Annotated in this window: 24 protein-coding genes and 1 other annotated feature; of the genes, 23 read left to right on the forward strand and 1 reads right to left on the reverse strand. The window is 50.0% G+C overall.

The genetic code is table 11. The annotated features are described in order from the left end of the window. The first annotated feature begins 11 nt into the window (after positions 1–11). The 13 genes from ftsZ to MHH48_RS09920 all read left to right on the forward strand — a co-directional run bounded on the left by ftsZ (position 12) and on the right by MHH48_RS09920 (position 12,740). Positions 12–1,139, forward strand: a complete 1,128-nt coding sequence (gene ftsZ / locus MHH48_RS09860) for a cell division protein FtsZ (protein ID WP_076320642.1) — start codon at positions 12–14, stop codon at positions 1,137–1,139. A 392-nt stretch (positions 1,140–1,531) separates the two neighbouring features. Beyond that, entirely contained in the window at positions 1,532–2,548 is a 1,017-nt protein-coding gene (gene spoIIGA, locus MHH48_RS09865) for a sigma-E processing peptidase SpoIIGA (protein WP_076321294.1), read from the forward strand. 171 nt (positions 2,549–2,719) lie between these two features. Then, positions 2,720–3,442, forward strand: a complete 723-nt coding sequence (gene sigE, locus MHH48_RS09870; RefSeq protein WP_071222992.1) for an RNA polymerase sporulation sigma factor SigE — start codon at positions 2,720–2,722, stop codon at positions 3,440–3,442. 77 nt (positions 3,443–3,519) lie between these two features. After that, entirely contained in the window at positions 3,520–4,302 is a 783-nt protein-coding gene (sigG, locus tag MHH48_RS09875) for an RNA polymerase sporulation sigma factor SigG (protein WP_006209087.1), read from the forward strand. A gap of 196 nt (positions 4,303–4,498) precedes the next feature. Next, a complete protein-coding gene (locus MHH48_RS09880) occupies positions 4,499–4,798 on the forward strand; it encodes a YlmC/YmxH family sporulation protein (protein WP_256720380.1) in 300 nt (99 codons plus the stop codon). 69 nt (positions 4,799–4,867) lie between these two features. Continuing rightward, a complete protein-coding gene (gene pgeF, locus MHH48_RS09885) occupies positions 4,868–5,725 on the forward strand; it encodes a peptidoglycan editing factor PgeF (protein ID WP_076320644.1) in 858 nt (285 codons plus the stop codon). A gap of 8 nt (positions 5,726–5,733) precedes the next feature. Next, positions 5,734–6,423: a YggS family pyridoxal phosphate-dependent enzyme gene (locus MHH48_RS09890; protein WP_076320645.1), complete on the forward strand. Its 690-nt coding sequence runs from the start codon at positions 5,734–5,736 to the stop codon at positions 6,421–6,423. A gap of 2 nt (positions 6,424–6,425) precedes the next feature. Continuing rightward, on the forward strand, positions 6,426–6,872 hold the full coding sequence (locus MHH48_RS09895) for a cell division protein SepF (RefSeq protein ID WP_009589651.1): 447 nt from the start codon (positions 6,426–6,428) through the stop codon (positions 6,870–6,872). 8 nt (positions 6,873–6,880) lie between these two features. Beyond that, positions 6,881–7,150 (forward strand): YggT family protein, encoded by a 270-nt coding sequence (locus MHH48_RS09900; RefSeq protein ID WP_076320646.1) that lies wholly within the window; start codon positions 6,881–6,883, stop codon positions 7,148–7,150. A gap of 15 nt (positions 7,151–7,165) precedes the next feature. Next, a complete protein-coding gene (locus MHH48_RS09905) occupies positions 7,166–7,948 on the forward strand; it encodes a YlmH/Sll1252 family protein (protein ID WP_076320647.1) in 783 nt (260 codons plus the stop codon). Positions 7,949–8,120: 172 nt separating this feature from the next. After that, complete coding sequence (locus tag MHH48_RS09910; protein ID WP_076320648.1) at positions 8,121–8,615, forward strand: DivIVA domain-containing protein; 495 nt, start codon at positions 8,121–8,123, stop codon at positions 8,613–8,615. 65 nt (positions 8,616–8,680) lie between these two features. Continuing rightward, positions 8,681–8,961, forward strand: a binding site (T-box leader). Positions 8,962–9,063: 102 nt separating this feature from the next. Beyond that, positions 9,064–12,153 carry an isoleucine--tRNA ligase gene (ileS, locus tag MHH48_RS09915; RefSeq protein WP_076320649.1) on the forward strand — a complete coding sequence of 1,030 codons (3,090 nt, stop codon included), beginning with the start codon at positions 9,064–9,066 and terminating at the stop codon, positions 12,151–12,153. A gap of 239 nt (positions 12,154–12,392) precedes the next feature. Further along, the gene (locus MHH48_RS09920; RefSeq protein ID WP_076320650.1) at positions 12,393–12,740 is read left to right on the forward strand and encodes a DUF5665 domain-containing protein; all 348 of its coding nucleotides are present in this window, start codon (positions 12,393–12,395) and stop codon (positions 12,738–12,740) included. A 62-nt stretch (positions 12,741–12,802) separates the two neighbouring features. Here the strand turns inward: MHH48_RS09920 and MHH48_RS09925 are convergent, their stop codons facing one another. After that, on the reverse strand, positions 12,803–13,543 hold the full coding sequence (locus MHH48_RS09925) for a TraR/DksA C4-type zinc finger protein (RefSeq protein ID WP_076320651.1): 741 nt from the start codon (positions 13,541–13,543) through the stop codon (positions 12,803–12,805). A 209-nt stretch (positions 13,544–13,752) separates the two neighbouring features. On the opposite strand from MHH48_RS09925, the gene lspA reads away from it, so the two are divergent. The 10 genes from lspA (at position 13,753) to carB (ending at position 26,629) form a co-directional block, all read left to right on the forward strand. After that, positions 13,753–14,253, forward strand: a complete 501-nt coding sequence (lspA, locus tag MHH48_RS09930; RefSeq protein ID WP_076320652.1) for a signal peptidase II — start codon at positions 13,753–13,755, stop codon at positions 14,251–14,253. Next, positions 14,253–15,224, forward strand: coding sequence for an RluA family pseudouridine synthase (locus MHH48_RS09935; RefSeq protein WP_076320653.1), 972 nt, complete (start codon positions 14,253–14,255; stop codon positions 15,222–15,224). Before lspA ends, MHH48_RS09935 begins: the two co-directional genes overlap by 1 nt. Positions 15,225–15,378: 154 nt before the next feature. Then, positions 15,379–15,534 carry a hypothetical protein gene (locus tag MHH48_RS09940; protein ID WP_179090564.1) on the forward strand — a complete coding sequence of 52 codons (156 nt, stop codon included), beginning with the start codon at positions 15,379–15,381 and terminating at the stop codon, positions 15,532–15,534. 142 nt (positions 15,535–15,676) lie between these two features. Next, entirely contained in the window at positions 15,677–17,641 is a 1,965-nt protein-coding gene (locus MHH48_RS09945; protein ID WP_076320654.1) for an ABC-F family ATP-binding cassette domain-containing protein, read from the forward strand. Between the two features lie 116 nt (positions 17,642–17,757). Beyond that, positions 17,758–19,011: an LL-diaminopimelate aminotransferase gene (locus tag MHH48_RS09950; protein ID WP_076320655.1), complete on the forward strand. Its 1,254-nt coding sequence runs from the start codon at positions 17,758–17,760 to the stop codon at positions 19,009–19,011. Positions 19,012–19,329: 318 nt separating this feature from the next. Continuing rightward, complete coding sequence (pyrR, locus tag MHH48_RS09955; protein WP_076320656.1) at positions 19,330–19,890, forward strand: bifunctional pyr operon transcriptional regulator/uracil phosphoribosyltransferase PyrR; 561 nt, start codon at positions 19,330–19,332, stop codon at positions 19,888–19,890. Further along, the gene (locus MHH48_RS09960) at positions 19,890–20,801 is read left to right on the forward strand and encodes an aspartate carbamoyltransferase catalytic subunit (protein ID WP_179090579.1); all 912 of its coding nucleotides are present in this window, start codon (positions 19,890–19,892) and stop codon (positions 20,799–20,801) included. The genes pyrR and MHH48_RS09960 overlap by 1 nt, the downstream gene beginning before the upstream one ends. 121 nt (positions 20,802–20,922) lie before the next feature. Beyond that, entirely contained in the window at positions 20,923–22,224 is a 1,302-nt protein-coding gene (locus MHH48_RS09965) for a dihydroorotase (RefSeq protein WP_076320658.1), read from the forward strand. 60 nt (positions 22,225–22,284) lie between these two features. Next, complete coding sequence (locus tag MHH48_RS09970; RefSeq protein ID WP_076320659.1) at positions 22,285–23,421, forward strand: carbamoyl phosphate synthase small subunit; 1,137 nt, start codon at positions 22,285–22,287, stop codon at positions 23,419–23,421. Position 23,422: 1 nt separating this feature from the next. After that, positions 23,423–26,629 carry a carbamoyl-phosphate synthase large subunit gene (carB, locus tag MHH48_RS09975; RefSeq protein ID WP_076320660.1) on the forward strand — a complete coding sequence of 1,069 codons (3,207 nt, stop codon included), beginning with the start codon at positions 23,423–23,425 and terminating at the stop codon, positions 26,627–26,629. The last annotated feature ends 18 nt before the right edge of the window (positions 26,630–26,647 follow it).

Below are 26,647 nucleotides of genomic sequence, written 5' to 3' on the forward strand. Positions count from 1 at the left end.
AGATGGATTAGATGTTGGAATTTGATTTTGAAATGGAGAGCTTAGCTCAAATAAAAGTAATCGGAGTAGGTGGCGGCGGAAGCAACGCCGTTAACCGAATGATTGAGAATGGTGTGCAGGGTGTTGAATTTATTACAGTCAATACGGATGCTCAGGCACTCCACCTTGCCAAATCAGAACATAAACTGCAAATCGGGGATAAGCTGACTCGCGGTCTTGGTGCCGGCGCCAATCCTGACGTAGGCAAGAAGGCTGCGGAAGAATCCCGCGATTTGATCATGAACACCCTGAAGGGTGCCGATATGGTATTCGTTACGGCCGGTATGGGTGGCGGAACCGGAACGGGTGCTGCACCTGTCATTGCTGAAATCGCAAAGGAATGCGGCGCACTGACCGTAGGCGTGGTGACTCGACCGTTTACCTTCGAAGGCCGCAAGCGTGCTTCCCAAGCGGAGCTTGGCATTGAAGCATTGAAAGAGAAAGTGGATACACTTATCGTCATTCCGAATGATCGCTTGCTGGAGATCGTGGATAAGAAGACACCGATGCTGGAAGCGTTCCGAGAAGCTGATAACGTATTGCGCCAGGCCGTTCAGGGCATTTCTGATCTGATCCAAGTGCCGGGTCTGATCAACCTTGACTTTGCCGACGTCAAAACGATCATGACAGAACGTGGCTCGGCCCTGATGGGTATTGGACTGGCTACTGGTGAGAACCGTGCCTCCGAGGCTGCCCGCAAGGCAATCATGAGCCCACTGCTGGAAACCTCTATCGAAGGTGCACGTGGTGTGATCATGAACATTACGGGAGGAACCAATCTCTCCTTGTATGAAGTAAATGAAGCGGCCGAGATCGTAACTTCAGCTTCCGATCCGGAAGTGAACATGATCTTCGGTGCGATTATTGAGGAAAACATGAAGGATGAAATCAAAGTAACGGTTATCGCTACCGGCTTTGAAGGCAAGCCTGCTCCAATCCCTCCTGGACGTCGTCCTGTGCCTCAAGAGGAACAGCAGCAACAACAGCAGTCGGCAACGGACAAGAGTAATGTGAATCTGAAGCCATTTGGCAACCAGAACAGCAATGATCAGCTTGATATTCCCACTTTCCTTCGCAATCGTTCCCGCAATAATGATTAATATAAATAAGCCTGGGCTTCGTCATCATGATGAAGACAGGCTTATTTTTGTATTCAAACCTCGTTCTCTTCCTTTTGTTTCATTTGTAGGATCTTACAGCTAATGCTGTCACACTTTCACGAATAAGAACCCGCCAATGGGTAAATACCGTAGAATTTAAGGATATTCCCCAAGCTTTCCTTCCAAAATAGAGATTGCTGATAACGCCAAGTGGCTGCTCTTGGTTCGGGTCTTTTAAAAACTGCCCTTCATCGACAAAAAAAGTCTATAAACCGCCCACAGGTTTAGACAGACTTTGAATTCTATTCTTCTTATACTAGTAACATCTCCCATTGCCCAGCAAACAACAGAAGGATAACCGAAGTGATTCTTCGACTAGGCAGGTGAACAACCTGGTTGTTTATATTGATCTCATATTTTTGGCAAACCTCGTCATTGACGGCATTTTGCTGGCTTTGACCGCCTGGATGCGCAGGGTTCGGCCAAGGTGGTGGAGACTTGCATTATCCTCTGTGGTAGGCGCACTGTATGTCGTCATGATGTTTGTCCCGCAGCTGTCATTTTTGTTTACCTTTCTCATCAAATTTGGACTTTCGTTGATCATGTTATGGATAGCTTTCGGCTTTGCAAGTTTACAGAGTTATCTGCGGAATTTGGGAGCATTTTATATGGTGAATTTTGCCGCAGCCGGAGGCATTATCGGTGTTCATTACTTGGTCCAAAATTCGGGAGAACTGTTCAGCGGGATATGGTATACGACATCGGGAGGGCTATCGTTTGAATTAAAGGTGGGATTTTGGTTTGCGTGCATTACCTTTTTTGTAGTTGTATTCGCGTTTAAAGCCGTTCAGACCACGAAACGTAAAACCGAGAACCGGGAAGCCTTATTGGGAGAGGTGTCCGTATGGATCGGCAGCGCCAAAATATCCTGTGTGGGGCTTCTGGATACAGGTAACCAATTGAGTGATCCCTTAACGCGTACGCCGGTTATGGTGATGGAAGCAGCATTGTGGGAAGCCCACCTGCCTCAGGGATGGAGTAAACAGTTGATGGAGGGGGAACCGGACAAATTAATCATGGGGCTGGCGGCAGAGGAGTTTGAATGGCAAGACCGTCTGCGGCTTGTTCCGTATCGCGGTGTTAACCGGGGGGCTGCCTTCATGCTTGCGCTAAAGCCCGACATGGTACGGATCGAACTGGGAGGATTTGAATATTCGGCATCCAAGGTGTTGATTGGTCTTGATGGCGGGACGCTCTCGGGTGACAGGGCATACAGGGCCATCATACATCCGGCGTTGACGGAAGGAGAAGGTACCCCGAAGATGAATGGACATTCTACCGAAATGGGCGCTTCATCGCTCAATGGAGGAACCGGTCCGGAATCAGGTGAAGCCGAGAATGCAGGATGATAACGGTGAAGCCATTTTCATAGTGCTCGCATGCTGCCGTCCTTGCAGCGAACCGCATGGATAAGTCTTTGAAAACCCTTATGACATTTCCAATGCATGCCGAACTAGAAGAATGAAAATTACGCTATGAAGTCAGTTATCCCTACGGGAAAACGTTTAGGAGGATAAGAGATGCCCGTTAAATGGAGATTAGCATTGCAGCTGCAGTATTATCGCGTACTTTTTTTGCTAGGCCTGAAGAGTCAGGAAATCTACTATATCGGAGGAAGCGAGGCGCTCCCGCCGCCGCTTACAAAAGAGGAAGAGGAGTTCTTGCTCAAGAAGCTGCCTACAGGCGATGCGGCCACCCGTGCCATGCTTATCGAACGTAACCTGCGTCTGGTTGTTTACATTGCCCGCAAGTTCGAGAACACCGGCATTAACATCGAGGATTTGGTATCGATTGGTGCCATCGGTTTGATTAAAGCGGTGAATACGTTTGACCCGGAGAAAAAAATCAAATTGGCTACATACGCCTCGCGCTGCATTGAGAACGAAATTTTGATGTATTTGCGCCGGAATAACAAAACCCGCAGCGAGGTTTCTTTTGACGAACCGCTGAATATCGATTGGGACGGCAATGAATTGCTCCTGTCCGACGTATTGGGTACCGAGAATGACACCATTTACCGTAACATCGAGGAGCAGGTCGACCGGAAGCTGCTGCAAAAAGCACTCGATAAATTAAGCGACCGGGAACGCATGATTATGGAGCTTCGTTTTGGCCTTCAGGACGGCGAGGAAAAGACGCAAAAAGATGTGGCAGATCTGCTTGGAATCTCACAATCCTACATTTCCCGATTGGAGAAGAGAATTATTAAGAGGCTCCGCAAAGAATTCAACAAGATGGTGTAACTGGAAATCGCAAGGAATAAAATAGCCCCCCTCGGAGATAATGTACAGTAATGTTTCTCCTTGGGAGGTTAGTCATCATGACGCGAAACAAAGTTGAAATTTGTGGTGTGGATACGTCAAAACTGCCTGTTCTGACGAATGTAGAAATGAGGGAACTGTTTCATAATCTGCAGCAGAACAATGAACGATCGGCTCGAGAAAAACTGGTGAACGGCAACCTGAGACTGGTGCTCAGTGTCATCCAAAGGTTTAACAATCGGGGAGAGTTTGTTGATGATCTGTTTCAGGTAGGCTGCATCGGATTGATGAAAGCCATTGACAATTTTGATTTATCGCAAAATGTTAAATTTTCCACGTATGCCGTACCGATGATTATCGGAGAAATACGTCGGTACTTAAGGGACAATAACCCGATTCGCGTCTCCCGATCACTGCGTGATATTGCTTACAAGGCGCTTCAGGTCAGGGATCAGCTGACAAATGCGAACTCGCGTGAACCGACGATTTTTGAAATTTCCGAAGCGCTGAACGTGCCCAAGGAAGACGTTGTTTTTGCACTTGATGCTATTCAGGATCCCGTTTCGCTGTTTGAGCCGATTTATCATGATGGTGGCGATCCGATATATGTGATGGATCAAATCAGTGATGATAAGAACAAAGATGTGTCCTGGATTGAGGAAATAGCCCTCCGGGAAGCGATGCACAAGCTCGGACAACGCGAGAAAATGATTTTATCCATGCGCTTTTATGAAGGCAAGACCCAGATGGAAGTTGCGGATGAAATCGGCATCTCCCAAGCTCAAGTGTCCCGCCTGGAGAAGTCAGCGATCAAGCAGATGCAGAAACACGTCAAAACGTAAGAAGACCAGCCATCAATCGAACAGATAACGATCCCGTTCATGGGATCGTTTTTTTAATTTTAAATAAGCTATTTTACCCAATCGGCTCATATATTGAACAGAGGGATATGGAATGAAAACGGATGGACGGCTAACCTTCAAATACATCTAAGGTGTGATGTGCATGATACCTGATAATCAAATGGTGGGGAAAAAGATGAAAATTTCCGATTTTCAAACGAAGGATGTTATTAATATCATTGATGGCAAGCGGCTCGGACAGATCAGCGATCTGGAGCTAGACTTGCGGCAGGGCCGGATTGAAGCGATTGTGGTGCCTAGCTACGGTAAATTTATGGGGCTGTTTGGCGGCGGGAGCGACCTGATTATTCCGTGGCGGAATATCGTCAAGATTGGCTCGGATGTCGTCCTTGTCAAAATAGAGGAATTGCGGAGAACGCCCGATGATCAGGAATCGGTGGAATACCTGGACAGACCGGACCGGCGAACCTTCTAAACAGACGGATGGGTTAATGTGTCTCCGGCGTAGGTTTTCTGTTACACTGGTCATAGAGGTGGGATGCGCATGGAACCGTTTGTTAGGCAGAATCAGCAGACACCGAGTCTGTTTGTGCTCGAAAAATGGAGAGGGGAATCGGGAAGCGTCGCACTCACGGCCGGTTTCACAGGCCGAGATGGCGGCGTTAGCCAGGCCCCCTATGATAGTTTGAATTTAGCCTTTCATGTCGGAGACGAGCCGGGTGACATTGTAGAGAACCGGAAACGGACCGCTGCGGCGCTTGGCTTTTCTTTGGAAGACTGGACTTGCGGTGAACAGGTCCATGATGTTCAGATTGGCGTGGTTCATGATAAGGACAGGGGCAGAGGGAGCTTGGACCGGGCCTCGGCTTTTCAAGATACGGACGGACTTGTAACCAATGTTCCCGGCGTTTTATTGACGTCCTTTTACGCGGACTGCGTGCCGCTTTATTTTTGGGATTCGGTTACGGGTGCTGTTGGTTTGGCACATGCTGGGTGGAAGGGGACGGTGGGAAGCATCGCTGAGAAAATGGTCGACAGGATGGCTGTGGAATACGGAAGTTTGCCTCAGCACATTCACGCAGCGATTGGTCCATCCATAGGCGAGTGCTGTTACGAGGTAGATGATCGAGTCATGGATCGTGTCCGCGATATTGGAATCGGGGAGTTTATATCCGAGGAAGTTACAAATTCAGCTGTTTATATCGACAAGGGACACGGGAAATACATGCTGAACTTGAAAGAAATAAACAGACACATTATGATTAAAGCAGGAATATTGGCGGATCATATCGAATGTACATCATGGTGTACAAGCTGCAATCACGATCTGTTCTTCTCCTATCGTAAAGATGGAGGGACTACGGGTCGTATGGCAAGTTGGATCGGGATGAGAAAGAGGTGAGTCGTCCCTTGAGTTTGAAGGAACGTATCGATCAAGTGGAACAGCGAATAACGGAGGCTTGCGCAAGAAGTGGCAGGGACCGAAAGGATGTAAATATCATTGCAGTTACTAAATATGTCTCCTTGGATATGACAGCTTCGGTACTGGATCAGGGTCTGCAGCATATTGGCGAGAATCGCTGGCAGGATGCCCAGGCGAAGTGGGAAGCTCTTGGAGATCGCGGCACATGGCATTTCATCGGCCATCTTCAGACCAATAAGGTCCGGGATGTCATTGATAAATTTCAATATATTCATTCGCTCGACCGCTTGTCCTTGGCTCATGAGCTGGAGAAGAGGGCTGCTGCGCTGAATCTGCAGGTATCCGCCTTTATGCAGGTCAATATCTCGGGTGAGGAATCCAAGTATGGCTTGCCTCCTGAGCAAGCAGCCGAGTTTTTGAAGGAAATCAACAGTCTTTCACACGTAAAGGTGACCGGACTCATGACCATGGCTCCATACGAATCGTCGGCGGAGCAGACGCGTCCTGTATTTCGTGGTTTAAGACAACTAAGAGATGAGCTGAACAAGCAGGCGCTTACGGCGGAGCCATTGACTGAATTGTCCATGGGCATGTCCAATGACTTTGAAGTAGCCATAGAGGAAGGGTCGACCTGGGTGCGTCTCGGCTCGATTTTAGTAGGGAAAGAGGAGGATTGACGATGGGCGTGATGAACCGGTTTATGAATTTCTTGGGACTGCAAGAGGAAGAAGAAGTTGTGGAACGCGAGGTTCTGGCCTCGCAGGAAGAGCCGGTGGAGGCAACGCCGTTTGATCATCGGAAGAACCAAAAGAGCGGCAATATCGTTAGCATTCATTCACAGAAGAACGTTAAGGTGGTATTAGTGGAGCCTCGTTCATATGATGAAGCACAGGAGATTGCAGATCATCTGCGCTCCTTCCGAACTGTTGTGGTCAACCTGCAGCGTGTGAGGAATGATCAAGCGCTGCGCATTATCGATTTTCTAAGCGGAACCGTGTATGCGCTTAGCGGCGGAATTTCAAAGGTGGGCGGGAACATCTTCCTATGCACGCCGGACACCGTGGAGATCCAAGGTTCAATCTCGGAGATTCTAGCGGACGAGCATGAATATAACAGAATGAGGTGATTTAGGCTTTGACCTACGAAATTTATAGTATCGTCGGAACGCTGTTCCAAATTTATTTTTATATGATCTTGGTCTACGTTTTAATGTCATGGCTTCCGAACGTGAGAGAAAGTTTTATCGGTGAGCTGCTTGGCAAGTTAGTGGAGCCGTATCTATCACCTTTTCGCCGCTTCATTCCGCCGATTATGGGTATGATCGATATTTCCCCGATCGTCGCACTGTTTGTGCTTCAACTGGCACAGCGCGGCGTGTACGCAATTCTCGGATATTTCCTGTAAGCAGGTGAATCAGCGATGAGACTGGACATCTACGATCATTTTCACAAGGATGAACGGGAATTTGTGGACCGGGCTTGGGAGTGGGTTGTCAATGCCGGACAATACCATGAAGCAAAACTGACGGATTTCCTGGACCCTCGGCAGCGATTCATTCTGGAATCACTTGTGAATCGTCATCCGGATGTGCATGCTATGTTTGATGGTGGACATGCTGATGCAGAACGCGCGCGAGCGTTGATCGCTCCAGATTACCGAACGCTTGAAGGCGAGGATTTCAAGATGAAGGTGCTCAGCATCTCTTCCGGGGATCAGAAGTTTCTGGAGCTGGAGCATGGCGATTATATGGGTTCGATATTGGGTCTTGGCATTAAAAGATCGAAGATCGGTGACATCCATGTGCTCGCGGACGGCTGCCATGCGGTCGTTGCCGACGATATTAGCGCGTTCCTCCATCTCAATCTCAGCCAGGTCCACCGGGTGCATGTGATGACGGAATTGCTGCCGCTGGACAAGCTTCAGGTTGCCCGCACGAATTTTGAAACGATGGACATTACGGTATCTTCCATGAGACTCGACGGGATCGCCAGTGATGCATACCGCATCAGCCGTACGAAAATCGTGGTGCCGATCAAGGCTGGCCGATGCCGCGTGAACTGGAAAGTGGAAGAGGATCCCTCAACGAATTTAAAAGAAGGCGATGTCGTTTCCATCCAAGGATTTGGACGGTTTAAAGTTTTGGAGACAGGAAGCCTGACGAAAAAAGGGCGGTACCGTATCAAGGTTGGGAAATATGCCTGACCTTTGAAGGAATTGCCGTTTTTTTGTCGAATGAGTACAAAGTAACATTCAAAATTACAATGGATTTACCGATAAATCGTAAATGACCGCTATTGTCTTCACGGACGGGTGGTTTGGCTAACACAGCGGATGAACCGTCCTGTAAGGCCCATATATTTAGGAGGTGCACACCATGCCATTGACGCCGCTTGATATACATAACAAGGAATTTGCCCGTCGAATTCGGGGTTATGATGAGGACGAGGTCAACGAGTTTTTGGATCAGATTATTAAGGATTATGAAAGTGTGATCCGGGAGAACAAAGAGTTGGGTAACCAGCTTATGACGATGCAAGAAAGACTGGATCATTTTTCGAATATTGAGGAAACCTTGTCTAAGACCATCATTGTCGCTCAGGAGGCGGCGGATGAGCTGAAGAACAACGCGAAGAAGGAAGCTCAGCTGATCATTAAGGAATCCGAGAAGAATGCTGACCGGATCATTAACGATGCGCTAGGTAAATCCCGCAAAATCGCGCTTGAGGTTGAAGAGCTGAAGAAGCAGGCTTCCATCTACCGCACCCGCTTCCGTTCCTTGGTTGAGGCGCAGCTGGAACTTTTGAAACAAGAAGGCTGGGAGACGCTGGAGAACCGTGAACCGAGTCTTGAACCTAAAGAGGTATACTAGGCGGGTATCCAGTTGACTTTTCTCGCGAAAGAGTCTATAACTAATAACATATTGTTGATTTATACAAGAATTCGTTGATGGGAATAGTACGCGAAGGATCTGTCCCTCAGAGAGCCGGCAGTTGCTGAAAGCCCGGCGTTCAGACCAAGCAGAAGATCATCCCGGAGAAGTGAAGCTGAAGCGTTTAACCGCGTGCGTAAGCTGAACCGTCAGCCGAACGTTACATCGGACCTTGCCTATTACATACAGGCATGGACATTGAGGTGTCGCTTGCGCAGGCTTTTTAGCGAAAAGTCGGTTAAGCGAAATTAGGGTGGTAACGCGAGAACAGGTTCTCGTCCCTTGGGGGATGAGGCCTTTTTTTATTTTCACAGAACTTTACGAAAAAGGGCGAGTTCAAAATCGGACTTTTTGAACAACCTCGAAAAAGAGTGAAAGGAAGATCTGCATGAACAGAGTAGATGTCAAGGAGAAGGCGCGGGCAAGAGAACTGCGCATCTTGAACAAATGGAACGAGGAGAATACGTTCAAGAAATCAATCGAGCTGCGGGCCGGCAAGCCGAACTATGTATTTTACGAAGGTCCCCCAACCGCAAACGGCGCGCCCCATATCGGTCATGTGCTCGGCCGGGTTATCAAGGATTTTGTGGGCCGTTATCAGACGATGAAAGGCTTCCATGTCGTTCGGAAAGCGGGCTGGGATACGCACGGACTTCCGGTGGAGCTTGGCGTAGAGAAGCAGCTTGGCATTTCCGGCAAGCAGGAGATCGAGAATTATGGCGTTGAAGCTTTTATCAAAAAGTGTAAATCCAGCGTATTTGAATATGAGCATAAATGGCGCGAGCTGACTGAAGCGATCGCTTATTGGACCGATCTGGATCATCCGTACATCACGCTCGAGAACAACTATATCGAGAGCGTATGGAACATTTTGGCTACGATTCATGATAAAGGCCTTCTGTATCGTGGTCACCGCGTAAGCCCATACTGCCCTTGCTGTCAGACCACGCTCAGCTCCCACGAAGTGGCTCAGGGTTATGAGGATGTTAAAGACCTTAGTGCAACGGCGAAGTTTAAGCTGCATGACAGCGGAGAGTATGTACTGGCATGGACGACGACGCCTTGGACGCTTCCGTCCCACGTAGCGCTGGCCGTTAATCCGGATATGGATTATGCCCGCGTCGAGCAGGAGGATGGCATCTATATCGTTGCTAAGAATCTGGTAGAGGATGTCATGAAGGGCGACTTTACCGTTCTATCGACGCTGAAAGGTTCTGAACTGGTCGGCAAGACTTACGATCCTCCGTTCCCGTATGTACAAGCGGAGAAAGCAAATCTCATCGTCGGCGCATCCTTTGTTACCGATGCAAGCGGTACGGGGATTGTACACATGGCGCCTGCACACGGTGAAGATGACTATCGCGTGTGCCGCGAGAATGGCATCAGCTTCGTGAGTGTCGTGAACGGCCAAGGCCGTTACACCGATGAAGTGACGGAGTTTGCCGGACGCTTTGTCAAGGATTGCGATCTGGACATTGTGAAGGCATTGTCTGAAAAAGGACTGCTGTACAGCAAGGAGAAATACGAGCACAGCTATCCATTCTGCTGGCGCTGTAAGTCCCCGCTGCTCTATTATGCAATGGAGAGCTGGTTTATCGAAACGACAGCGGTTAAGGATCAACTAATCGCGAACAACAATGAGGTAACCTGGTATCCGGGCCATGTGCGCGACGGCCGCTTCGGCAAATTCCTTGAAGATCTGGTCGATTGGAACATCAGCCGGAACCGTTATTGGGGAACGCCGCTCAATGTATGGGTCTGCGATTCTTGTGAAGGACAATTCTCGCCGCACAGCATTGCGGAGCTTCGCGCCAACGCGGTAGGTGAGGTAGCGGAGGATCTGGAGCTGCATAAACCTTATGTGGATGAAGTGAAAGTGAAATGCCCTCACTGTGAAGGCGGCGTGATGGAGCGGACCTCGGAAGTCATCGACGTATGGTTTGACAGCGGATCGATGCCTTATGCGCAATACCATTATCCGTTCGAGGACAAGGAGAAATTCGAACAGCAGTATCCTGCCGATATGATCTGCGAAGGGATTGACCAGACGCGCGGCTGGTTCTACAGCTTGCTCGCCGTATCGACGCTCTTCACGGGTAAAGCGCCTTATAAAGCGGTTATGGCCACAGGTCATATTCTTGATGAGAATGGACAGAAGATGTCCAAATCCAAAGGCAACGTCATCGATCCTTGGGAAATCATCGAAGAGTACGGCACGGATGCGTTCCGTTGGGCGCTGCTGGCTGACAGTGCGCCATGGAACAGCAAACGCTTCTCGAAGGGAATTGTTGGCGAAGCCAAATCCAAGGTTGTGGATACGCTGGTCAATACTCATGCATTCCTGACGCTGTATGCCGGTATTGACGGCTATGATCCGAAGAAGCATGAGTTCAAGGGATCGGACCATAAGCTGGACCGCTGGATTCTGTCCCGCCTGAACAGCTTAATTCAAGTGGTTGACAAGGGATTGGCTGTGAATGATTTCCTGAATGCGGCAAAAGCAATCGAAGCTTATGTGGATGAGCTGAGCAACTGGTATATCCGCCGTTCGCGTGACCGTTTCTGGGGCAGCGGACTCGGAGAAGATAAGCTGGCGGCTTATGGAACGCTTACACATGTGCTGCTGACCCTCTCCAAGCTGATGGCTCCATTCACGCCGATGCTGTCTGAAGACATTTTCGTGAATTTGGGCGGAGGAGAAAGCGTGCATCTGGCCGACTTCCCGCAAGCCGACGAAGCATTGATCGACAAGGCGCTTGAGCAGGACATGGAGACGGCAAGACAGATCGTAGAGCTCGCGCGCAACGTCCGCAACGAGACAGGGATCAAAACGCGTCAGCCGCTGTCTGAGCTGATTGTGTCGATGGATCGTGAGTTTGATCTCTCCGGTTATCAAGACATCATCAAGGATGAGATTAATGTCAAAATGATTGAGGTGGAGACCAGCGATAGTGGTTTCGTCGATTTTACATTGAAAATGAACCTGAAGGTCGCAGGCAAGAAATACGGTAAAAATATCGGTTTCCTGCAAGGGTTCCTGAAAGGCATGAGCAGTGACGAGACCCGCAAGGTGGTGCAAACGGGCGGCGTGAACGTTACTTCGCCGGAAGGTGAAGAATTACAGATCACGTCCGAAGAGCTGCTGGTGGAGAAGAAGGCGAAGGAAGGTTTCGCATCTGCTTCAGGTTATGGTTTAACCGTGGCGCTCAATACGGACATCACGCCAGAGCTGGAGCAAGAAGGCTGGGTTCGCGAAGTCGTGCGTGCCGTACAGGATACGCGGAAGAAGCTGGACCTTCCGATTGAGAAGCGGGTCAATCTGACCCTGGATACAGATGATGAGCTTACAGTTGCGATCACTGCATTTGAAGATGTGCTGCGCGAGAATGTCCTGGTTAACGAATTGCAATTCGGACAAAGCGAAGGCATGGAGCGGGTTGAGCTTGGTGGCAAAACCATTGGCATCCAAATCGCATAAGTAATAAATTGGTTATACAACACTGCCCTTATCTACAAGGGGCAGTGTTTTTTTCGTGTTCAAAAAAGTATCGGTTTTCGACAGGTGATTCTCACGAACGAATGGGATTCTTCCAATTGATGCATAATAATCAGCGAAATCAAAAGTAATGATAAACAGGCGCGAGCACACATGGTGATGGAGCTGCTCTTAATCTCATTTATTTGATGTCGATTAGTTTAGGCAAAGGGGCGGTGGACATGGCGGAGAAGCCGGATGCTGGGGTGTCAACTGAACAAAAAAAGCCGTTGGAGGATGAGCAGGACCAATTGAGCGCTATACACCGCATGACCACGGACATTGCAGAGCAGCTGGAGAAAGCCCGAATCGCTGAATACACCCAGCTGCTGAACCGCCCATGGAAATTGATATGGACCAATCTGCTGGCCGGGTCGGCCCGGGGTGTGGGAATCGCGATTGGCTTTACCTTTTTTGCGGCGACCATTATATACGTCCTGCAGGCGCTTGGAGCATTGAACTTGCCAATTATCGGCGACTACATTGCGGATATTGTTCGGATCGTTCAGCGTCAGCTTGAACTAACGTGAGTTTGTATGTAATGCCCGGCAGCACTGCATCCAATTTTATGCTGCCGGTCGTAAAGACTTATTTAACTTAAAGATTCATCATCAGGGTCGGCATGGGGATCCAGCAGGTAGCTTCCTTCCCCCCGGTTTAGGTAATCGACATATTGCGGACTTCGAACGATAAACACTTCGGAGCCATCGATATTGGTTGCAACGAAATTTTCATACACTTCAACAAATCCGCCTTGATCATCGCCATTCTCGATATCCATCTCGTTATAGCTGTCAATTTCGTTGCCTTCCGCCAGAGCAGGGGAATTGGAGCTACCCCAGCTTTCAACGATCTGCCAGGCGTCCTCGCCGTCAAACGCAGCATACTCGTGCTCATCCATACTGGATTTTCCAAAAGCGGGAGCAAGGACTTCCTCCTCAACCGGACGATCACGGGAGACTCGTTCACGAGGCGTGTCTTTTATACAATATTGCGTATCCGGGAGAACCTCCAACCGCTCGTACGGAATTGGCTGGCCGCAGGTAAGGCACACGCCGTAACGGCCGTGATGAATCGCTTCAAGCGAAAAAATAACTCGCTGCAGCTCCTGATCCACCCTATCCTGAAGGGCGAGGTCTTTTCCTCTTTCAAACATCTCGCTTGCCAAGTCCCCAGGGTGATTATCAATATGGGACAGCTCGCCGGTCATATCTCGCTCCGATTCCCCCAGCCCATGTTGGTCGTTATATACCATGCGCCGTTCAAGCTCAACCTTTCGATCCATCAGCTTTTGTTGCAAATTATTGAGTTGCTCCTGAGTTAGATGCGACATGTCAGGCTCCTTTCATGGTCCGAAGTTGACCTTCTGGTTCATATGTATAGAGTGCACCCATTGAGATGGTTTTACTGACGGAAAATGTTCTCGCCACTGGACAGGAATGGACGGTTTCTGAGCCGCTGTGCTACAATAAGACGAGTTACTGACCGATCAGCGAAGTGATCGCAAGATTGGAGAAGACAAGAACGGAGTGACATAAACAAGTGGTGTATTATTTGATTGCATTTGTTTTATTTCTTATCGATCAGGGAACCAAGTACTTGATTGCCTCGAAGCTGGAGCTTTATGAACAGATCCCTGTGATCGGAGACTTCTTCCTGATTACCTCGAGCCGAAACCGGGGAGCGGCGTTTGGCATACTGCAGGATCAATTATGGTTCTTCATAGTGGTGACGCTAATCGTTGTGGGCGGGATTGTCTGGTACCTGCGGAAGGTATCGAAAGAAGGACGTAAGCTGCTGCCTACGGCTCTTGCGCTTGTACTTGGCGGGGCAATTGGGAACTTCATCGATCGGTTGGTGATGGGAGAGGTTGTCGATTTCCTGCAATTTAATTTTGGCAGCTACACATTCCCGATTTTTAATATTGCCGATTCTTGTATTGTCATCGGTGTGGGATTGATCATATTGGATACGCTTCTGGAAGGAAGACGCGAGAAGATACAGACAACAAGTGAAGTTTCTGGCACAGAAGGGAATGAATAATGTTGCAAGACGGTATGGATACAGATACGGAATGGACAGGCGAAACAGGGCACGAATCCGAAACCTATGAGTGGACGGTGGATGCAGAATCTGCCAAAACCCGTATAGATAAATACATAACAGAGAACCTCGGTGAGAATGTTTCACGCTCTCAGGTGCAGTTATGGATTACCGATGGACATGTCATCGTTAATGAAGGTCCGGTTAAGTCTAATTACAAAGTGAGTCAGGGTGACCGCATCCTGCTGAAGGTTCCTGAGCCATCGGCAGTAGAGATTATTCCGGAGGACATCCCGCTAGAGATCGCGTTTGAAGATGCAGACGTCATTGTTGTGAACAAGCCAAGAGGGATGGTTGTTCATCCGGCTCCTGGTCATTCCTCGGGCACTCTTGTGAACGCATTAATGTTTCACTGCAAGGATTTGTCAGGCATTAACGGTGAACTCCGGCCTGGCATCGTGCATCGGATTGATAAAGATACAACTGGTCTTATTATGGCAGCGAAGAATGATAAAGCTCATGCTTCTCTTGCGGCTCAGCTGAAGGATCACAGCGTGAACCGTCGTTATCTGGCTTTGGTTCATGGCAATATGAGTCATGATCAAGGGACCGTTGACGCGCCAATCGGGCGGGATGCACATGATCGTAAATTGTATACGGTCACGGATCGGAACAGCAAGCATGCGGTAACCCATTTTACCGTCATAGAACGCTTCGGCGATTACACTCTTCTTGAGCTGAAGCTGGAGACTGGGCGTACGCATCAAATCCGCGTGCATATGAAGTATATCGGCCATCCTCTCGTGGGGGATCCCGTATACGGCAAGAGCAAGGGCATAAAATTGGACGGCCAAGCCCTCCACGCAGCCGTTTTGGGTTTTGTCCATCCTTCGAGTGGTGAGTATATGGAGTATTCGGCGCCGATGCCGAATGATATGGAAGAACTTTTGACGATTCTAAGGGGCCGCTAGCGGTTCCTTTTTGCATTTATATGTTTTGGGTCCACCGCAAAGTATTTGGAGTAAGCATCGAAGCATAAGCTCCACTTTGTGGGGCTATTTTTCTTGCCATTCCATCCCGGGATATGTTATAGTGACGATAACTTTGATGAAGGAGGTGAGCAGGATGAATATCGAGATGGTTAACAACCGTATTAGCCAGCTGCCTTTAGCTATGGCTGGCATTGTTCATGCATTTCTCTACAACGGGAGAGGTCTGTCCAATTTTACCAATACGGTTTGTACCATCGCGAGAAGTCACCTGCCTGCCTGCACGGATTAAGCCTATTTAGGCTTACAATTCTTGAAGGGTCCGCGGAGCTTGCTCTGTGGGCCCTTTTTGCGTTTGCAGTCCGGGTCTTCTCCCTAATCTATACGCTCTTCGAACAGGTTGAATGTTCGCAGCATACAGGAGGAAACCTAGAATGAATATAATCAATGTACAGAAAATGACGCAATACCACGGTGCTCATCTGGTACTGGACCAGATATCGTTTGAAATACAGGAAGGCGAGAAGGTTGCGCTTATTGGAAGGAACGGCAGCGGGAAGTCGACGCTGATGCGCCTGCTTGCCGGTTTGGATCAGCCAAACGAAGGGCAGCTGGCTATAAAGAAGGGGGCAAAAATCGGATATTTAGAGCAGATTCCGAGCCATATGGATACCTGGACGGTGCTGGATGTATTGTCACAGGGGTTGAGTCACTTGAAGGATTACCGAGCGGAAATGACGGAGCTTGAGGAGAAAATGAGTGACCCGGACACCGCTGGAAATGCGGAACTGCTCGATCAAGTGCTGCGGAAATACTCATCACTTCAAGAGCGGTTTGAAACAGAGGGTGGTTATGAGCTGGAAGCGAGCATCGACAAAATCGCTACCGGGCTGCAAATACCCAAGAGCGAGTACGGACTGGCCTTTGGCTTGTTGTCCGGTGGAGAACAAACCCGTGTCGCGCTGGCATCGAAGCTGATCGTACAGCCGGATTTGCTCTTGCTTGATGAACCGACCAACCATCTGGATTTGGCGCGTACGGAATGGCTGGAGGAATTCTTACGCGAATATCCGGGAACCTGCGTCTTAATCTCCCACGACCGATATTTTCTGGATCGGGTCGTGTCCAAAACGATTGAGCTTGAAGATGGCGAAGCTTTTACTGCCCATGGTGGCTACACCGCGTTCATGAAAGATAAGGAAGAGCGTTTGCTGCAGCAGTTTGCAGACTATCAGGAGCAGCAGAAAGTAATCAAGAAGATGAAGGAATCCATCAAGCAGCTTGAGAAGTTCGGCCGGATTGGCGGCAATGAGAAGTTTTTCAAGCGCGCGGCTTCCATGAGGCGGGCGCTGGAGCGGATGGAGCGGGTAAAGAGGCCCGTGCTGGAACGAAGACAGGCTGATTTTGAACTGAATCCTCAGGATCGTTCCGGTCGCCGCGTGGCATACTTTGAGCAAGTTGAGGTTTCTTATGGGAATCAGGCGGTGCTGAGGGGAGCATCCGGTCTAATCGAATTTGGCGAGAAAATTGCACTGATGGGCTCGAACGGTAGCGGGAAAACAACGCTATTCAAAGTGCTGTTGCGCGAGCTTACACCTGATTCCGGTTCGCTTGAATGGGGTTCGCGTGTCGATGTAGGCTACCTCGCTCAGCAGGAGGAACCGGACAATCCGAAGGAAACGGTGCTTCAATATTTCCGGGAGAAGGCTGGAGTAGAAGAGGGAGAAGCTCGAGGAATATTGGCAAGGTATCTGTTCTATGGTGCGGCCGTGTTCAGATCGGTGGGGCAGTTGTCCGGAGGGGAATGGACACGATTGAGACTAGCGCTGCTAATCCATCAGAAGCCGAACCTGCTGCTTCTGGATGAACCCACGAACCATCTGGATATTGCCTCCCGTGAAGCATTGGAGGACGCACTGCAGGATTATGCGGGGACCATTCTTGCCATTTCCCATGACCGTTATTTCGTGAATCAAGTGTCTCGCAAAGTGTGGGATTTGAATCAAGGGAAGCTGACTGTCTATCATGGGAATTATGATGATTTCCGAGCTAAGAAAGAACAGCTTGAAGCGGCATTGATAGGAAGGGAGCTATCAGCGGGGAGTGAAGGTATTACCAAACAGAAGGTGGCGCAGCAGCCCCAAGCGAAGGATAGCCCTGCTCCGCTTTCCAAACGCGTAAACGCGGATCGCTCTTCCGCCGTAAGGTCCAAATGGTTGGAGGAGGAAATTGCTCGTATAGAGTTCCGCATCCGGCAGCTTGACGACTGGCTCGAGACGGAAGGCGATGATTTACACGAGGATACGGATCTGTCGCTGCTCGAGCAGCGCTGGAACGAGCGGGAGTCGCTATCCGCGAGTCGTGACGAGCTCCTTGCGGAATGGCTGGAGCTGACTTAAGCTCCGCCCAGCCGAAAAAGTACAAATCATTTGATATATAATGCATGGCTCCAGTTGTGATTTTCCTGCATATTTAGGATGAGTATGAAAGCATGAGTAGGAGATGAATACAAATCATGAGTATGGATAAATATCAGGAAACGTACATTCAACAGAGCTTCGCCAACCGGATCGGCGGTGCTAATTATGGCAAAGATACAGCCATTTATAAATTCGAGAAGATCAAAAGAGCGAAGGCAGCTGCGAAGCAGGAACACCCTGGCACGGAGCTGATCGATATGGGAGTTGGCGAGCCGGATGAGATGGCGGATGCAGGCATCGTGGCGAAGCTGGCAGAAGAAGCGGCAAAGCGGGAAAACCGCGGTTATGCGGATAACGGAATTCCGGAGTTCAAGGAAGCGGCTGTTCGCTACTTGAAGAATGTATTTGGTGTTGAAGGCATTGATGCCGCTACAGAAGTTCTGCACTCCATCGGTTCCAAGCCGGCACTGGCCATGCTTCCGTCCTGCTTCATTAATCCTGGGGACATCACCATCATGACGGTTCCGGGATATCCTGTACTCGGCACGCATACCAAGTACTTGGGCGGCGAAGTTTACAATGTGGAGCTGAAAAAAGAGAATGGATTTCTGCCGGATCTCAACTCGATCCCTGAGGACATTGCGCGCCGCGCCAAACTGCTCTACCTGAACTATCCGAACAACCCGACGGGTGCCAGCGCAACGGCCGAGTTTTTCACCGAGGTTGTCGAGTGGGCCCGCAAGTATGGCGTTGTTGTTGTCCATGACGCTCCTTATGCAGCGCTCACTTACGATGGCTTAAAGCCGCTCAGCTTTCTCTCCGTCCCCGGCGCGAAAGATGTTGGGGTAGAGCTTCACTCCCTGTCAAAATCTTATAACATGACAGGATGGCGCATTGGTTTCATCTCCGGTAACCCGCTAGTGGTTAAAGCCTTTGGTGATGTGAAGGACAACAACGATTCCGGACAATTCATAGCCATTCAAAAAGCTGCCGCATACGGTCTGGACAATCCGCAAATTACGGAGAAGATTGCTGAGAAGTATTCCCGTCGCCACAACATGCTGGTAGACGTGTTGAACGGACTTGGTTTTACGGCCGAGAAGCCGAAGGGTTCCTTCTTCCTCTACGTTGAGGCTCCAAAAGGCGTTAAAGGCGGACGCCGTTTTGAATCCGGCGAAGATTTCTCACAATATCTGATTCGCGAGAAATTGATCTCCACCGTACCATGGGATGATGCGGGACACTTCGTACGCTTCTCCGTAACCTTTATTGCTGACGGCGAGGAAGAAGAGAAACGCGTCATTTCCGAAATTCGCAGAAGACTTAGCGATGTAGAATTTGAATTCTAATGAACACCATATAAACTCCGCTTGGCACACGACATTACTCGACATGATTGCTGTTGACATCTCCTGTAGGGTCTGTCATAATGGGATCAATCGAATAGCACCTTTAAATCAGTCCCGTGAGGCTGGCAAGGTAACGTGAACCGAGGTTCATTAACAGGAGGCATGGCTCTGTCTGCGGATAGATGCTGCGCTTTCGACACTATCTCTATGAGATCAACTCCTTGTCCAGCCGGGCAAGGAGTTTTTTTGTGTGTAATGAACTCACGGATCGTCTGAACTAAAGAGGGCTAATCAAACGTTTAGAAGGAGGATTTAAGGATGAGCAACGAACAGCATGTGATTATGGACGAGACGGCCATCCGCCGCGCACTAACGAGAATTGCCCATGAAATATTGGAAAAGAATAAAGGGATTGAGGACTGTGTCCTGGTCGGCATTCGCACACGCGGCGTGTTCCTGGCTCAGCGAATCGCTGAGCGAATGAGTGAGATTGAAGGTACGCCGATTCCATGGGGAGAGATCGACGTGACTTCCTACCGCGATGACCGTGACAGTAAAGAAGCCACTGCAGAACGGGTAGAAGGAGCCAAGCGCAGTCTGGAACACCTGAATATTCATGACAAGAAAGTCATTTTATTCGATGACGTGCTGTACACGGGACGGACGATTCGGGCTGCGATGGATGCCCTGATGGACTGCGGGCGGCCTAGAATGATACAGCTGGCGGTTCTGGCAGATCGCGGACATCGCGAACTGCCCATCCGGCCGGATTATATCGGTAAGAACGTTCCTACCTCCAAACATGAGGAGATTACGGTTGCATTAACCGAATTCGACGGCAAGGACGAAGTGACCATTAGCCAAAGAGAGGAACGATAATCATGACAACAGCCATTTCATTGAAAGAACGTAGCCTCTTAGGATTGAAGGATATTAGCAGAGACGAGATTGGATCGATCCTGAGTCGGGCGTCATATTGGGAAGCACAGTCCGAGAAAGTGGTGCCGGTACTTAAATCGAAATTTGCGGTTAATATGTTCTTCGAGAACAGCACCAGAACGAGATTTTCGTTTGAAATGGCTGAGAAAAGACTCGGCGCCGAGGTCATGAACTTTGCAGCGGCAGCCTCCAGCGTCGAGAAGGGCGAGTCCATCTACGATACCGTAAGAACACTGGAATCCATGGGGATCGATGCTGGCGTCATCCGGCTGAAACCCTCCGGAGTGCTTCAGGAGCTTGGGGAGCGGATCTCGATCCCGCTAGTCAATGCGGGTGATGGCAACAACGAGCATCCTACCCAGGCGCTGCTCGATCTGTATACGATGAAGAAAAGCTTCGGAGAGCTTAAAGGATTGACGGTATCCATTATCGGAGACATCAAGCATAGCCGGGTTGCGCGTTCGGACCTGTGGGCACTGCAGAAGTTCGGAGCCCATGTGCAATTCTGCGCACCGGAAACGATGCAGGCTCCAGAGCTAGCTCAGTATGCGCCCTATGTATCAATGGAGAAGGCACTAAAGGCAGATGTGGTGATGATGCTGAGGGTTCAGCTGGAACGCCATAGCGAAGGTGCATTCAAATCCAGCGCGGAATACCGGCAGCAGTATGGTTTGACGGAAGAACGGGCGGCCAAGCTGTCAGAGCACACGATGATTATGCACCCGGCACCGGTGAATCGCAATGTTGAAATCGACGATGCGGTCGTGGAAAGTCCTAAATCGATGATATTTAAGCAGATGGCGAACGGAGTGCCCATTCGCATGGCGGTTATGGAACGGGCGATGGGCTGATTCGAAAACGTGATATACGGTGTATAGAATGAATATGAGCTAATATTTATACACAAAAGTGAATTTTTATTATACAATATACAAAGAAGCGAATGGTGCTTCTGCTGCGGAGGGAATCAAGATGCAAATGCAAGTGATAAAGAATGCCAAAGTGATCAATGAACGAGGACAGCTCGAAGATAAACATATCGTCATTGCAGACGGATTGATTCAGTCGGTTGCAAGTGATATCGCAGCTTTGCCGGAAATGGACGATAACGTTCAACTAATCGATGCCGAGGGCAAACTGGTCACACCGGGATTCATCGATATGCATGTGCACTTGAGAGAGCCGGGTTATGAGCACAAGGAAACGATCGAGAGCGGCAGCCGCTCGGCAGTGAAAGGCGGCTTTACAACCATTGCCTGCATGCCGAACACAAGACCAGTGACCGATTCGCCGGAAACGGTGAAGCTTGTGTTGGATAAGGCTAGCGAAGCGGGTCTGGCCAAGGTGCTGCCTTACGCAGCCATTACCAAAAACGAGCTGGGCCGCGAACTGACGGATTTTGAGGCCTTGAAGGCAGCGGGTGCGATCGGGTTTACGGATGACGGCGTTGGTGTGCAGAACGCACAGATGATGAAAGATGCCATGAACAAAGCGAAAGCGCTGGGCATGCCGGTCATTGCTCATTGTGAGGATGACTCGCTGGTAAAAGGGGCTTGCGTGACGGAAGGAAAGTTCGCTCAGAAGCACGGCCTGAAAGGAATACCCAATGAGTCGGAAGCGATCCATGTCGGACGGGACATATTGCTTACAGAAGCTACCGGCGTACATTACCATGTATGCCATGTGAGCACAGAGCAGTCCGTACGCTTGATCCGCCAAGCTAAAGCAATAGGCATCTCGGTAACGGCCGAAGTATGCCCGCACCATCTGGTTCTCTCTGACGAAGATATTCCCGGTCTGGACGCCAACTGGAAAATGAATCCGCCGCTGCGCACCCCGCGTGATGTGGAGGCTTGTATAGAAGGTCTGCTGGATGGAACGCTCGATATGATCGTAACGGACCATGCGCCGCACAGCGCGGAAGAGAAGGCGAAAGGCATGGAGCTTGCACCATTCGGTATTGTAGGATTCGAAACAGCATTCCCGCTGCTCTATACCCAATTTGTCGCTACAGGCAAATGGGATCTTGGCTTGCTGGTGAAGCGGATGACCAGCGACCCGGCAAGAGTATTTGGTCTTGCAACGGGTGTGCTGGAAGCTGGTAAAGCAGCAGATCTGACGATGATTGACCTCGAAGCAGAGAAAGAAGTGAATCCGGAAGAGTTCGCAACGAAAGGCCGCAACACGCCATTTACAGGCTGGAAGCTGAAAGGCTGGCCTGTGATGACTTGGGTGGACGGCGAAGTGAAATGGTCGGAGCAGCACGGATTTTAAGTAACACTTAGGCAAAAGACTTATAAAATAAATTACACATAGATGACAGGAGTGATCGGGATGCAGGCAAGATTGTTACTGGAGGACGGAACGCTGTTCAGCGGAAAATCCTTTGGCGCGGATGCTGAAATGACCGGAGAGGTTGTTTTCAATACAGGGATTACAGGATATCAAGAGGTGCTGAGCGACCCGTCTTACTGTGGACAGATCGTGACCATGACGTATCCTTTGATTGGAAACTACGGCATCACGCGGGATGACTTTGAATCCATTCGGCCGTTCGTCCACGGATTCGTTGTTCGTCGTCATGAGCCTGTTCCTAGCAATTGGCGTGCAGAATATAGCGTTGACAGCTTATTGAAGGAATACGGTATTCCAGGGATCAGCGAGATTGATACCCGGATGTTGACCCGGATCATTCGTCACTACGGTACGATGAAGGGGGTTCTGACCACTTCCAACAAGCCAGTGGAAGAGCTTAAGGAGATGCTCGGTGATACGACGATCGCCGAACTCCGCAACCAGGTGGCAAAAACCTCAACGCCGCAAATGTTTACAAGCCCAGGCTCCAAGGAGCGGATCGTTCTGGTTGACTTCGGTGCAAAAAGCGGAATTCTGCGCGAACTGACTTCCCGCGGCTGCGACGTGATGGTCGTTCCGCATGACACGACGGCCGATGAAATCCGCAGACTTCACCCGGACGGCATTCAGTTGTCCAACGGCCCTGGGGACCCGAAAGACGTTCCGTATGCGGTCGATATGGTCAAAGAACTCCTTGGCGAATATCCGATCTTCGGCATCTGCCTTGGCCACCAATTGTTTGCACTGGCTGCGGGCGCTGATACCGAGAAGCTGAAATTCGGCCACCGCGGCGGGAACCACCCGGTAAAAGAGCTTGCCAGCGGACGCTGTTACATCACTTCCCAGAATCATGGCTATACGGTAAATGAAGATTCCGTCAAAGGGACGGATCTGGAAGTTACACATATCAACAATAACGATAAAACAATTGAAGGCTTGAAGCACTCGAAATTCCCGGCCTTCTCCGTGCAATATCATCCTGAAGCTGCACCTGGTCCGCAAGACAGCAGCTATCTGTTCGATCAATTTCTTGAGATGATAAGACACCATAAACAGAATGAAATCCGGAAACCGCGCCAAGCGGTTCTGGCGGCAGCCGTGAAAGGAGCTCATTAATATGCCTAAAAATGATACATTGAAAAAAATTCTCGTCATCGGCTCCGGTCCGATTGTCATCGGGCAAGCAGCGGAATTTGACTACGCTGGAACCCAAGCCTGCCAAGCATTGAAAGAAGAAGGTATCGAGGTTGTGCTGATTAACAGCAACCCGGCTACCATCATGACGGACACGAACATGGCGGATAAAGTATATATCGAGCCAATTACGCTCGAATTTGTTACACAGATCATCCGTCAAGAGCGACCGGACGGATTGCTCCCGACGCTTGGAGGGCAAACGGGCCTGAATATGGCCGTTGAGCTTGCACGCGCAGGTATTTTGGAGCAGGAGAATGTGAAGCTGCTCGGAACGCAGCTGGAGTCCATCGAGAAAGCGGAAGACCGCGACTTGTTCCGTGAGCTGATGCGTGAACTCGATCAGCCCGTACCGGAAAGCACGATTGTAACGACTCTGGAGGAGGCGCTTGACTTCGCAAATGAGATTGGATATCCGCTGATCGTGCGCCCGGCATACACTTTGGGCGGCACCGGCGGCGGTATCTGCGCAACCGAAGAGGAACTGCGTGAAACGGTCAGCTCCGGACTTCGTTACAGCCCGATCACGCAATGTTTGGTCGAGAAGAGCATCGCAGGTATGAAAGAAGTCGAGTATGAGGTTATGCGCGACGCGAACGACAACTGCATCGTGGTATGTAACATGGAGAACTTTGATCCGGTCGGCGTTCATACTGGCGACAGCATCGTCGTGGCACCAAGCCAGACTCTGTCCGATCGCGAGTATCAAATGCTCAGATCCGCATCGCTGAAAATCATCCGCGCCCTGAACATTGAGGGCGGTTGTAACGTGCAATTCGCGCTGGATCCAAACAGCTATCAATATTATGTCATCGAGGTAAACCCTCGGGTCAGCCGCTCTTCTGCCCTTGCTTCCAAGGCAACGGGCTACCCGATCGCGAAGATGGCAGCAAAAATTGCGATGGGTTACACCCTGGACGAGATCGTCAACCCGGTAACGGGACAGACTTATGCTTGCTTTGAGCCTACACTGGACTATATCGTCAGCAAAATTCCACGCTGGCCATTCGACAAGTTCATCCACGCAAACCGGAAGCTGGGAACTCAGATGAAGGCAACCGGCGAAGTGATGGCGATTGGCCGCACCTTCGAAGAGTCGATCCATAAAGCAGTTCGTTCTCTGGAGATCGGTGTGCACCGCCTTTACTTGAAGGGCGCTAATGAGCTGAGCGATGAAGTGCTTCAGCAGCGTCTGATCAAAGCCGACGATGAGCGGATGTTCCTGATTGCAGAAGCGTTCCGCCGGGGGTATGGACTCCAGCAGATTCAGGACCTGACAAAGATTGACTGGTGGTTCTTGGACAAGATCGAGCGCCTGATCCAATACGAAGATCACATTCGCAGCGAAGCATCACTGACTTACGAAACGCTGTACGAAGCGAAGCGACTCGGCTTTACGGATCGTGCGATAGCCGAACTTCGCGCAGAAGGCAATGCCAGCACGCATACAACTGAGGAGTCGATCGGATTCCTGCGTCGCGAGCATGGATTGCGCCCGGTTTACAAAATGGTGGATACTTGCGCAGCGGAGTTTGAAGCAACGACGCCGTATTACTACTCGACGTACGAAACGGAGAATGAAGTCATCGAATCCGCCAAGGAGAAGGTCATCGTGCTGGGCTCCGGACCGATCCGGATCGGTCAAGGGATCGAGTTCGACTACTCCACAGTGCACGCTGTATGGGCGATCCAGAAGGCGGGATACGAAGCGGTTATCATTAATAACAACCCGGAGACCGTCTCCACTGACTTTAATACGTCGGACCGACTCTACTTCGAACCGCTCTTCCTCGAAGATGTCATGAACGTCATCGAGCAGGAGAAACCGATCGGTGTCATCGTACAGTTTGGCGGGCAGACAGCAATTAACCTCGCTGAGCCGCTCAGCAAAGCGGGCGTGAAGATTCTGGGTACCAGCTTGGAAAGCATTGACGAAGCTGAGGACCGTAAAAAATTCGAAGCGCTTCTGTCCAGACTCGAGATTGCCCAACCGAAAGGCAAAACTGTAACTTCAGTTGATGATGCTGTAGAAACTGCGCAATCACTGGGTTATCCTGTTCTGGTAAGACCATCTTATGTACTCGGTGGACGCGCGATGGAGATTGTATACTCCGACAGCGAACTGCTGAGTTACATGAAAGAGGCGGTTAAGATTAACCCGGACCATCCGGTTCTGATCGACCGTTACATGATGGGTAAAGAAGTGGAAGTAGACGCGATCTGCGATGGCGATACGGTGCTGATTCCAGGCATCATGGAACATGTAGAGCGCGCGGGCGTTCACTCCGGTGACTCGATTGCGGTATACCCTCCGCAGTACTTGTCCCAGGGGCTGAAAGACAAGATTGCCGAAATTACGATCAAAATTGCCAAAGAGCTGAATACACGCGGACTTGTTAACATCCAGTTCGTTATCTATAAAAATGAAGTGTACGTGATCGAGGTGAATCCACGTTCTTCCCGGACGGTTCCGTTCCTGAGCAAGGTAACAGGCATCCCGATGGCGAACCTGGCAACACAGGCGATCATGGGCAGCAAGCTGAAGGATCTTGGATACGAGGAAGGCATGTGGCCGGAAAGCGAGCATGTATCGGTTAAAGTACCGGTCTTCTCCTTTGCTAAACTTCGCCGCGTTGAGCCTACACTTGGACCGGAAATGAAATCCACCGGTGAGGTTATGGGCCGTGACGTGAAGTATGCCAAAGCGCTGTACAAAGGTCTGATCGGTGCAGGCATGAAAATTCCTTCAACGGGTGCGATCATCGCTACCATCGCAGATAAAGATAAAGCTGAAGCTACAGCACTGCTGAAAGGCTTCCATAAGCTTGGTTATAAAATCATCGCCACAGGCGGCACAGCTGCAGCATTGAAAGAGGCGGGTCTTAACGTGACCACCATTAATAAGCTGTCCGAGGGAACACCGAACATTTTGGATATGATCCGCACAGGCGAAGCGAATTTCGTCTTCAACACATTGACCAAGGGTAAAACGCCACAGCGTGACGGATTCCGAATTCGCCGTGAAGCGGTAGAAAACGGTGTGGTATGTATGACCTCGCTCGATACGGTTCGTGAGCTTCTGACGATGCTGGAGACCATCAACTTCTCCTCTGAAGCGATGCCGGTTTAATCGAGAAGGAGGGATATA

Origin of the sequence: Paenibacillus sp. FSL F4-0100, assembly GCF_037993005.1 — a bacterium.
Taxonomy (GTDB): Bacteria; Bacillota; Bacilli; order Paenibacillales; family Paenibacillaceae; genus Paenibacillus_AQ.